Genomic DNA, 11388 nt, shown 5'->3' with positions numbered 1-11388 from the left:
CCCCCGGCCCCCCCGGGACAAGCTCGTCGCACATTCTGCCGGACGATAGGACGCGTCCGGCCGTTGCCAATCGCGCCATCACGAACACCGATGGCGCGTTTCGCCTGTCGTTCGGCGCATATGAGGTTGTCTCGCCGGAGCAGTCGCTTCACCATAAAAGCGATTTCAGCTCCGCAAACAGACAGGCAGGCTATGACAGATATCGCGCAGATGCAGGAACAGCGATTGAACGCCCTTCGACAGACCGCGTCGGGTGCGCCGAAACTGCCGTCCAATCCGTTCTTCGGCGTCGGGCCGATCACCGATGCGACGACCGACGAAGTGGATAGCCGCCTGCGGCGCATCGCCTTCGACGCCTGGATCGAGAAGACCTATCGCAAGTTCGACGACCGGGGCAACGATATCGGCGGCTTCACCACGGCCGAGATTTCCCGCAGCATGCATCGCGGCTATCCGGCCGATAAGATCCTGACCGACATGATGCGGGCGATCCATCGCTATTTCGGCTTCCCGAAGGAGAACCGCATGGCGGTGGGGCTCGGCGGCGGCCATAGCGGTTTCACCGTCTGCATCCAGCACCTGATGAATGCCAATGACGCCGGCCAGCGCCTCTATGTCGATACGCCGCGGCCGGAGAGCGATCCGTCCAAGGCCGCCGGCTTCTTCCGCCAGTCCTGGGCGACCCAGCTGATCGAGATGCAACGCTTCGCCGAAAAGGGCTGCGAGAGCCGCATCCATTTCGCCGCCTCCGAGGGCGTGATTCCGACGGCGGCCGAACTGTCCAGCCTTGGCGTGTCGATCTTCGTCGGCGTCGGCCACGAGACGACGGGGGCCAATGCCTATACCAGCGCCGAGATCCACGAACTCCTGAACTGGCTCGACGGCGATCCGGCAAACCGCCATGCCGTGTTCGACGCCACCTCGATGCTCGGCGCCATGCCGTGGGAACCTGAACTGGTCAGCGCCGTGATGGCGAAGTGCTGCCTGTTCATGCCGTTCCAGAAGGCGATCGGCGGCATTTCAGGCTATTTCGTCGCCTCCTTCACGCCGCATGCCTTGGCGCTGATCGAGAAGAACCAGCAGGATCCGGCCTGGGCGATCCCGCGCCAGCTGAAGATCGCCCCGCCGATCGATCCGCGGCAGCCGTTTTCGGCCAAGCGCTCGGTCGATGCCGGTCCGTTCTACGATGCCGGCGAAGACCGCATGCTCGGCGGCGTCATCAACACCTACAGCGCGCTCGCCTTTGCCGAGACCACCTTCGGCCTGCTGCAGTCGGAAGCCCGGGTCGGCACCATCGTCGAGCTCAACCGCCGCTCGGCCGCCAACCGCGCGGTGATCGACGAATGGGTCAAGTCGCACCCGCTGCTGTCGCTGACCGTCACCGATGCCGAGCGCCGCGGTGCGGCCGTGACGCTGCTGAAGGTCGAAGACGACATCACCGATGCCGGCATCCACGCCCGGATCATCGCCCGTTCCAAGCAGTTGCTCGGTTATGAGGGCATCACCCATCCGAACGGCGAATATGAGCCCGGCCTCGATGCGGCCCGCTACGTCAACGCCTTCCCCGGCACCCCCGGCGATTACCGCGCCTGGGTCGGCGGCATCCGCGAGCCCGACGATGTCGTCGCCCTGCTGGAAAACCTGCAATATGCCTATCTCCGCGCCAAGATCGTCGTGCTCGAAGAGGAGCTCGCAAAACAGGGCGTCACCTTCGAGGCGCCCGCCAAGGCCGATGGCGCTGTGCGCAAGGACGATCCGAACCGCGCCTATACGGTGCTGATCGCCGATCTGGTGGGCCTGCGCTTCGGCGCCGACGGCGAGCCCGACTATAGCGAGGTCAAGGCCTATATCGAGGAGAAAGGCGGCAGCTTCCATCTCGGCCCACTCGGTGATCGCGCCAGCCTCGAAAAGGGCCGCATCCATTTCTTCTATCAGCCGAACCTCAGCACCGAGGCGGAGATCCTGCCGCAAACCGACAAGGGCCAGTATGACGCGCTGATTGCGGCGGCGACCTTCATCCCGAAGGCCTCGGTCTTCCCGCTCGGCGGCGTGCGCATCGGCGCCGGCACCGGCAATATGGGGTCGGCCTCCTGGGGCGGCGGCAATGGCGAGGGCGGCAGTGCCGCGCTGATGAACACGCCCGGCATCAACAGCCGCGCGACCGCCCAGATGGCCGTGAAGGCGATCCTGAAGGTCGTGCCCGACCTGCCGGTCGACCGGCTGCACCGGATGGTCGCCGGCGGCGATTTCGATACCGGCCGTCAGCTCAAGGATTTCCCGACGGCGAAACTCGAGGGCCGCAAGCTTGCCGTTCTCGGCTACGGCAATATCGGCCGTGAAGTCGCCAAGCTCGCCAAGGCCTTCGGCATGAAGGTGGCGATCTATGCCCGCGAGCATCACAAGCGCTGGATCGAAGCTGAAGGCTTCGACTATGCCGCCAGCCCGGTCGAAGCGGCAAGCGGCGCCGACGTTCTCTCCGTCCATATCGGCCTCGGCCGCCTGGATGCCGCCACCGGCACCTATTCCAATGCCGGCACCGTCGATGCGAAGGTGCTCGGCGCCATGAAGGACGGCGCGGTGCTGGTCAATTACGACCGCGGCGAAGTCGTCGCCGCCGACGCGCTCGACGCAGCGCTTGCCTCCGGCAAGATCGCCCATGCCGCGATCGACGCCGATCTCTTCAGGGATGCCGCGACCGGTGCGCTCAGCGGGCCGATGCTGCCTTACCTGCAGCTCGAAGAACGCCACAAGGGCAAACTGGAACTCTTGCCACATGCCGCAGCCGACACCGACCACCCCTCGCGGGTGACCGGCGCCAGGCAGGCGGTCGACCAGATCTTCGACGTCATCCGCTTCAAGTCGGTCGTCAATCTCAAGGGCGACCTGCCGGAAGGCTACGTCTCCGGCGGCAGCCGCACGCCGGCCGGCATCGGCAAGGTGACGAAGCAGGTTGTCGCGGAGGCCGGCCGCAAATCGGAGCTTCTGGAAGAACTGCGCCAGGCTTCAGAAAAGATCGCCGCGATCACCGGTGCGCTCTCGGCCGTTTCCGACCAGGATCACCGCGAGCGGATCGTCGAGCGTTATACCAGCCTGCTGGTCGAAAATGCCGACCGGCAGCGCGCGCTTCTCGACCAGCTCGGCCTCTACGGGCCGGCACAGGGGTAAGACCCTTCGACGGGCTCGGACCGAGCCCAAGACCCCTCCCCACCAAGGTTACAAGTGGGGAGGGGCAGTCGCCGGTCATGCCGGACGCTTTTCGTTTGTCAGGACGCGAAGGCCGGATTGCGCCGGGCTCCCATTCTCAGCACGAAATAGATCGCTCCGCCGATGGCGACGCCGAAGAACCAGCCGTAGGTGCCCCACCAGTCCGGCAGGATCGAGGTGAAGGTCGGCAGGATCGAGGAGAAGAGCGCGCCCACCGCGAATGCGATGAAGGCATTGCCGTGCCATCCGTTCTGGAAGCGGAACTCGCCATTCTCGTGATAGAGCGCCTCGACGTTCAGCTGGCTCTTCCTGATGAGGTAATAGTCCACCATCATGATGCCGAAGATCGGCCCCATCGTCGAACCGATGAAGTTGACGAAATGCGCCGCACCCGTTTCCCAGGGCGCAAACGGATAGAGCACGAGAGCGATCAGCGCGGCGATATATCCGCCGCGTTTGAAGTTGATCTGGCGCGGGAAGACGTTGGCGAAGTCGAAGGCGGGCGAGACGAAGTTCGCCACGACGTTGATGCCGAGCGTTGCGACCGCGAATGTCAGCGCAGCGAGCAGCGCCAGGAACCAGCTATCGAATTTCGCCGAGATCATTTCCGGATGCAGCAGCACCTCGCCGTAAACGGTGAAGGCAGCCGTGGTCGTGACACCTGCAACGAGGCAGAAGGCCAGGAGGTTGATCGGCAGGCCCCAGAGATTGCCCTTGCGCAGCGCCTTTTCGCTCGTCGCGTAACGAGAGAAATCGCAGAAGTTCAGGTAGAGCGCGGCGAAATAGGTGATCCAGGTGGCGGCAACGGCGGCAAGCGCTGCGATCGAGCCGGGTTCGCCCGGTACGCCGGCATCCTTGGTTTTTTCGATCAGGACGTCACGCGGGATTTCCGAACCGAAAGAGAAAGTGCCTGATTTAACGACCAGGTAGACTGCGAGGATCAGCATCATGATCCAGACGGCCGGCCCCGCCCAATCCTGGAACTTGCGGACCGTTTCCATGCCGCGCTGGATGATCAGCAGCTGCAGCGCCCAGACGATGACGTAGCAGATCAGCTCCAGCGTCGAATGGCCGAGCATGTGGCTGTTCTGGTGAAAGGCGAGCAGGCTCTCGTTGCGGATCAGCAGGGCGACGATGGCGCCGGATGCGGCGGCGGTCTGCGCGCCGTACCAGAAGCAGGCGACCACGGCCCGGACCAGGGCCGGAACGTTGGCGCCGAAGGTGCCGAAGGAGGCGCGTGCCAGCACCGGAAAGGGGACGCCCGTGCGCACGCCGGCATTGCCGACCAGGCTCATCAGGACGAAGATGACGAGGGAGCCGATGCCGATGGCGATGACGAAATTCACGAAGCTGCCGCAGAGCAGGAACAGGCTCGCCGCCAGATAATAGCCCCATAGGCTGTGAACGTCCGACGTCCAGACGTTGAAGATGCTGAATGCACCCCATTTGCGTTCTTCGGCGGGTGCAAGATCCTCGTTATATAACGAGGGAGACGGATTTCGTATGCTCATGAATGCCCTCCCATATTCCCAGTGGCCGACTCGGCCACGGATGGAAGTGTGCTCTTCATTTAGGCATATGACAATTTAATAGTCATATTGTACACAATCTTGAATGCCCGGCTGTACAGACTCCGCCTATTGCGAGCGAACGACACGCCCGGCCAGGCGAAACGGGCTTGCGACCGCAGCGCCGGCGGCATCGAAGACGAAGGCGCCGACATCGCCGGCGCTCGAGCGCCTGCCGCTTTCGAAGGAGGCAAGCTGGGCGCCGAACTTGGCGAGCGATGCATAGCGGTCGTGACCCAGCCCGTCGGATGTCTTGATCGACGTGATGTCGATGACCCGGAGCCTCGCCTTCAGGGCAGCCTCCTCGATGACGGGATCGTCGATATCGAGCCGCCCGACGCGCGGCCGCTCTCCGGCGATGAAACTGGAGGCCACCAGCGCCCGGTCGTCCTTGGAAACCAGGAGCGAGATCGGCATCGGCATTGGCCCGATATCCTTCAGCTGAGACCGGAAGACATCCACATCGATATCGGGGGCGGCGAGCACCACCGTCAGCTTGCCGATGACGGCGTCGCGATGCTGCAGCTTGAGTTCCCGCACCGTTTCCATCACCAGGAACCCGCCCATGCTGTGCCCGAAGAGGATGATGCGCTTCACCCTGCCCGATGCCGAGAGCGACGTGACGAGGCCATCGAGCTCGCTGCGTGAGGAGAGCGCGGCATCGCGGTCGGCGACATATCCGGCGACGGAAGCGGCCGAAGGCCAGGAGAACAGGATCGGCGCGCCGGGAATTTTGGCGTCGGCGGCGATCTGGGCGGTGCGATAAAGCGCCTCCTGATAGCTGTAATTATAGCCGTGGACGAAAATGCCGACAGTGCCGTCGGGCTGGACCGAGGCGAGCGCCTGCTGCACGAAAGCGTCCTTCGGCAGCTGCTTGCGTTCGACGACGGCAAATTGCCGCTCCGGATCGGGCTTTGCCGTGGGATAGGTGATGGCTGTATCCTTCCTGCCGGGAGGGACCGAAAACGTATATTGCTCGTAGGTGAGCTTCTCGGCCCACGCACTGCCGAAGCCGCCCCGCACGCTATCGGGGGTTCTGTTGGTCGCAGCGAGCACGCTCACCCTATCCGGGCTCGCTTCGGAATGGACCGCCTCGCTCAGACGGACGGGCGTCAAGACCTCGGGCGACGGCCTCGTGGTGCAGCCGGCAAGCATCGCCAGGCCGACCAAGACGAGGATTGCAGTGGCCGGCTTTGGCAGGCGCCGGGCAGCAGCCTTCGGCAGGCCTCGGGAATATCGTTCAGCCATCAGTCTTTTTCCCTCAATAATACGCGTGCTGTGGGATGGCATCGCCTGCGCCATCCCACCCATTTCGTCGCGGCCCGTGTTGCAGCGGCCGCCGCGGCGGCCGTAGGCGATGGCCGCCGAAGGCTGTCCTCACGCCTCTGCCGTGGCCTCGGCCCGAACGCCTTCATCCCTCGGAATCCTGAACCATGCGACGTAGAGCGCCGGCAGGAACAGCAGGGTGAGCGCGGTTCCGACGACGATGCCGCCCATCATGGCGTAGGCCATCGGCCCCCAGAAGATCTCACGCGAGATCGGGATCAGCGCGAGGGTTGCCGCCGCCGCCGTCAGCATGATCGGCCGCATGCGATGCTCGGTCGCCTCGATGACGGCCTGCCAGGGCGCGACACCTTCGGCGCGCAGATGCTCGATCTGCACGACCAGGATGACGGAGTTTCGGATCAGGATGCCGATCAGCGCCAGCACGCCGAGGATGGCGACGAAGCCCATCGGCGCGTTGCTCAGCAAGAGCGCCGTGACCACGCCGATCAGCGCCGTCGGGGCCACCGCGAAGACCAGGAAAAGGCGGCTGAAGCTCTGCAGCTGGATCATCAGGATCGTCGCCATCGTGAACAGCATCAGCGGAGCGACGGCGGCGATCGGCCCCTGGGCGTCGGCGCTGGATTCGACGGCGCCGCCCACTTCCACCTTGTATCCCACAGGCAGGGTCTTCTGGAATTCCTCGACCTTCGGCTTTAGCTGGTCGACGATCGTCGCCGGCTGCGTCGAGCCGATGACGGCGGCCTTCAGCGTGATGGTCGGCTGCCGGTCGCGCCGCCAGATCGTCGGCTGCTCGAGCTCGTAGCGGAAATTCGCCACAGCCGAGAGCGGCATGACCTTGCCGCTGGAGCTGGAGAGCTGCAGATTCTCGAGCGTCTGGATGGAATCGCGCTCCGACGCCTTGGCGCGGCCGATGACGTTGACCAGGTAGATGTCGTCACGGATCTGTGTCGCCGTCGAACCTTCGACGATGCCGTTGAGGGCGGTGGCGATATCCTCCGAGGAGATGCCGAGCTGGCGTGCCTTGTCCTGCAGCACATCGACCTTGACCACGCGCGAGGGCTCGTTCCAGTCCAGCACCATGTTCGACAGCAGCGGATGCGCGCCGACGATGCCGGCAAACTGCTGGGAGATGTCGCGCACCTTCTGGATGTCGGGGCCGCTGATCCGGTACTGGACCGGCTTGCCCACCGGCGGACCGATATCGAGAAGCTTCACGAAGGCGTCGGTGCCGGGGAAGGTCTTCGTCAGATAGGTCTGCAGGTCCGCCCGCACCTTGTCGCGCACCTCCAGCCCCTTGGTGACGATCACCGTCTGTCCGAACGAGACATCGGGCGTCTGCACGTCGAAGGAAAGGATGAAGCGCGGCGCGCCCTGGCCGACATAGGTCGTCCAGTGATCGATATCCTTGTTGCCGGCCAGCATCTCCCTTTCGAACTTGGCCATCTGCCTGTTGGTCTCGGCGATCGAACTGTTGTGCGGCAGGTTCCAATCGATGATGAGCTCGGTTCTGTCCGAATTGGGGAAGAACTGCTGCTGCACCAGCCCCATGCCGCCGACCGAAAGGCCGAAGACGCCGACGGTCAGAACGATGGTGATCCAGCGCCAGCGCATCGCCAGCCCCAGAAGCCAGGAGAAGATGGAGGCGAAGCGCCCCTTCTTCTCGTGATGCGACTTCATGATCTTCGGCAGGATGGTGACGCCGAGAAGCGGCGTGAACAGCACCGCCACGATCCAGGACACGAGAAGCGACACCGCGATGACCACGAAAAGCGTGAAGGTGAATTCGCCGGCCGCGCTGCTGTTGAGACCAACGGGAATGAAGCCCGCGACGGTGACGAGCGTTCCCGTCAGCATCGGGAAGGCCGTCGACGTGTAGACATATGTCGCGGCCTTCTTCAGATCGTCGCCCGCCTCCAGGCGCGCGACCATCATCTCGACGGCGATCATGGCGTCGTCGACGAGCAGCCCGAGCGCGATGATCAGCGCGCCGAGCGAAATGCGCTGCAGCGAGATGCCGGAATATTCCATCACCACGAAGGTGATGGCGAGCACGAGAGGAATGGAGATCGCCACCACCATGCCGGCGCGAAGGCCGAGGCTGATGAAGCTGATGACGAGCACGATGACGATCGCTTCGAAGAGCGCGCGAGTAAAGCCCGAGACGGCCTCGTCGACGACATGCGGCTGGTCGGATACGCGGTGGACATCCACACCGATCGGAAGATCGGCGACAACGCGTTTCATCTGCGCGTCGAGCGCTTCGCCGAAGTGCAGCAGGTTGGCGCCCTGCTTCATGCCGATCGCAAGCCCGATCGCCGGCTGGCCATCGAAGCGGAACAGCGCCGAGGGCGGATCGACATAGCCGCGCTTGATGGTGGCGACGTCGGTCAGCGGGAAGAAGCGGTCGTTGATGCGAAGGTTGATCGACCGCAGGCTTTCCTCGGAGGTGAACTGCCCGCTTACCCGCAGCGCGATGCGTTCCGGCCCGGCATCGACGAAGCCGGACTGCGTCACGGCATTCTGGGCCTGCAGGGTCTGGATGACAGACTGCTGGTCGATGCCGAGCGCCGCGATCTGGCGCGTGGAAAATTCGAGATAGATCGCCTCGTCCTGGGCGCCGATCACGTCGACCTTGCCGACATCGGGCACGGTCAGAACTTCGGAGCGGGCGTTTTCGACGAGATCGCGAAGCTGGCGCTGGGTCAGCCCGTCGCTGGTGAAGGCATAGATGTTGCCGAACACGTCGCCGAAGCGATCGTTGTAGAAGGGACCGACGACGCCGCTCGGGAAATCGCCCTTGATGTCGGCGATCATGTTGCGGATGCGCAGCCAGGTCGGCGCGACATCTTTTGCTTTGGTCGTCGGCAGCAGTTCGACGAAGACGGTCGTCTGGCCGGCAACGGTCTGGCTCTTGGTGTAGTCGAGAGATTCCAGCTCCTGGAGCTTCTTCTCGATGCGGTCGGTCACCTGCCGCGTCACTTCCTCAGCAGAAGCGCCGGGCCACTGGGCGGTGATCACCATCGTCTTGATCGTGAAGTTCGGGTCTTCCTCGCGGCCGAGATTCAGGTAGGAGAAGGCGCCTGCGAGAATGAAGACGATCATGAAGTACCAGACGAGCGAACGGTGTTCGAGCGCCCAGTCGGAAAGATTGAAGGACTTCACTGGCTGATCTCCTGGTCGATCCTGATGGCCTGGCCATCCTGAAGTTTATGCACGCCGGCCACGACCACCCTGTCTCCGGGGGCAAGCCCTTCGGTGACGCGGACAGTGCCGCCGTCGACGGCGTCGCCGTCGATCTTCACGCGGCGGAACGAGACTTTCTTGCCGTGCACGTCGACGATCCAGACGCTCGTCTCGTCGGTGCCGGCGAGGATTGCCGAGGACGGCAGCAGGATCTCGGGATCGGCGGCGATGGTTGCCGCGGCCGTGATGACGGCGCCGAGCCTGAAGGCTTCGGGCGGATCGCTCAGCGCGATCTTGGTCCGGCTCGTGCGGGTGGCCGTCTCGGCCTCGGGGGCGATCTCACGCACGACGCCAGATGTGCGGATCGTCGGATCGAGCTGCAGCGTCACTTCGAAGGGCGCGCCGATCTTCAGCTTCTGGGCAGCGGCCTGTGGAATGTCGACCACGGCATCGCGCTTGTCCGGCCGCGCGATGGTCACCACCGTCTGGCCTGCCGATACGACCTGCCCGACCTCGGCCGAGGTCGCTGTCACCACGCCGTCGAATTCCGCCCGAAGCTGGGCGTAGCCGAGCTGCTCCCTGGCCTTGTCGAGATTGGCCTGCGCCTTGGCGACGGCGGCGGCAGCCGTGCGTTTGGCCTGCTCGGCCTCTTCAAGCGAGGCCTCGGTGCCCGAACGCGACTCCACCAGCGCCCGCTGACGCTGCTCCGTGGTCACCGCGTTTCTGAGCTGGGCGTCGCTGTTTTCCACGTCGGACTGCGCGTTGCGCACGGCAAGCTCCAGCGCCACGGGATCGATGGCGGCGACCACGTCACCCTTCTTGACGATATCGCCGACATTGACGTTGCGGGCGATCATCCGCCCGAGAATCCGGAAGCCGAGATCGGTCTCGATCGTCGGCTCGATGGTGCCGGTCAGGCTGAGGCTCGAAGCGGGCGTCTGCTTGACCGTCATCGACAGCACCGGGCGGGGCGCTTCCTCCCCGCTCTCTTCTGCCTTCGGCGAGCAGGAGGAGACCAGGGCGGTGCCCAGCATCAGTGCGGCTATCTTGAGACGAATACTCACTTGGAAGCTTCCTTGACATAAGACACGATTTCACCGGGCCTGAGGAACTTGGTCCCGTCGGTCACGACGACCTCTCCTGTCGTCACACCCGATTTGACGATGAAGCTGCCGGTCTCGTAACCGGCGATCTCGACCGCCCTGACCGAAACCGCGGATGTGGCGGGATCGACGATCCAGACGGCCGGCTTGCCGTCCTTGGATGTCATTGCCGACCAGGGCAGCTGGATGACGTCCTGCGGGACGTAGGTGAATCGCCCGACGACGGGAGCGCCGAGCGGAATGGGCGCGTCGCTCGATATTGCGAGCTTCACCTTGATGGTGCCGGTGGAGGAATCGATCGTCGGCGAAATCTCGCGAACCTTCGCCGTGATCTTCTGCGTGGGGTCCGACAGCAAGGTCACGGTGCCGTCGCCGTCGACCGGGCGCAGGAAGGCGCTTTCGACCACGTCGAAGACGGCGTCGCGGTCGCCGTCATGGGCAAGGGTGAAGACCACCTGGGCCGCCTGCGCCACCTGCCCCACTTCGGCGTTGCGGGCGGTGATCACGCCATCGGCATCCGCCTTCAACTCCGTATAGGACAGCGTATCCTGGGCAGTCTCCAGCAGCGCCTGCGCCGACTTCGTCGATGCTTGCGCAGTCAGAAGCCCCTCCTGCGCCTGGTCGAGGGCGGCACGCGTCGTCACCTGCGTTCGAAACAGGCTCTGCTGGCGGTCGAATGCAAGCTGCGCCTGGGTCTGCTGCGCTTCAGCCGACTGAAGATTGGCGGCCGCCACATCCAGATCGGCCCTCTGCTCTTCCGGGTCGATGCGCGCCAGGACCTGCCCCGCCTTGACGGACTGGCCGACCTCGGCCAGCCGTTCGATGATCTTGCCGCTGACACGGAAGGACAGGTCGGTCTGGATGCGGGCGCGGACTTCTCCTGTCAGCGCCCCGCCCTCGGCCAGCGGCTCAGACTTAGCCACGACGACGCCGACCTGCCGCGGGGTCGGCTCTGTCGGCCCGCTCGAATCGCTGCATGATCCCAGACCGATGGCGCATACGATCGCCGTGGCGATCAGAATGGTTCTCATAGTTGACCTCTT

General features: G+C 64.4%; 6 protein-coding genes. 1 reads left to right on the top strand and 5 read right to left on the bottom strand.

All coding sequences use genetic code 11. The features are described from left to right. Nucleotides 1-192: 192 nt before the first annotated feature. On the top strand, nucleotides 193-3165 hold the full coding sequence (locus ATY76_RS15880; protein WP_088675690.1) for an NAD(P)-dependent oxidoreductase: 2973 nt from the start codon (nucleotides 193-195) through the stop codon (nucleotides 3163-3165). A 98-nt stretch (nucleotides 3166-3263) separates the two neighbouring features. On the opposite strand, the gene ATY76_RS15875 is transcribed toward ATY76_RS15880, so the two are convergent. The 5 genes from ATY76_RS15875 to ATY76_RS15855 all read right to left on the bottom strand — a co-directional run bounded on the left by ATY76_RS15875 (nucleotide 3264) and on the right by ATY76_RS15855 (nucleotide 11376). Further along, nucleotides 3264-4715 carry an NCS1 family nucleobase:cation symporter-1 gene (locus ATY76_RS15875; protein ID WP_088675689.1) on the bottom strand — a complete coding sequence of 484 codons (1452 nt, stop codon included), beginning with the start codon at nucleotides 4713-4715 and terminating at the stop codon, nucleotides 3264-3266. Nucleotides 4716-4841: 126 nt separating this feature from the next. Next, nucleotides 4842-6020, bottom strand: coding sequence for an alpha/beta fold hydrolase (locus ATY76_RS15870; protein WP_088675688.1), 1179 nt, complete (start codon nucleotides 6018-6020; stop codon nucleotides 4842-4844). 129 nt (nucleotides 6021-6149) lie between these two features. Beyond that, complete coding sequence (locus tag ATY76_RS15865) at nucleotides 6150-9221, bottom strand: efflux RND transporter permease subunit (RefSeq protein ID WP_088675687.1); 3072 nt, start codon at nucleotides 9219-9221, stop codon at nucleotides 6150-6152. Continuing rightward, on the bottom strand, nucleotides 9218-10306 hold the full coding sequence (locus ATY76_RS15860) for an efflux RND transporter periplasmic adaptor subunit (protein WP_088675686.1): 1089 nt from the start codon (nucleotides 10304-10306) through the stop codon (nucleotides 9218-9220). The genes ATY76_RS15865 and ATY76_RS15860 overlap by 4 nt, the downstream gene beginning before the upstream one ends. Continuing rightward, nucleotides 10303-11376, bottom strand: a complete 1074-nt coding sequence (locus ATY76_RS15855; protein ID WP_088675685.1) for an efflux RND transporter periplasmic adaptor subunit — start codon at nucleotides 11374-11376, stop codon at nucleotides 10303-10305. The genes ATY76_RS15860 and ATY76_RS15855 overlap by 4 nt, the downstream gene beginning before the upstream one ends. Nucleotides 11377-11388: the final 12 nt, after the last annotated feature.

The sequence above is a fragment of the Rhizobium sp. R339 genome (assembly GCF_002211395.1).
Lineage (GTDB): Bacteria > Pseudomonadota > Alphaproteobacteria > Rhizobiales > Rhizobiaceae > Rhizobium.
Note: the sequence above shows the minus strand (reverse complement) of the source record. Positions and strands in the feature narration are given on the sequence as shown.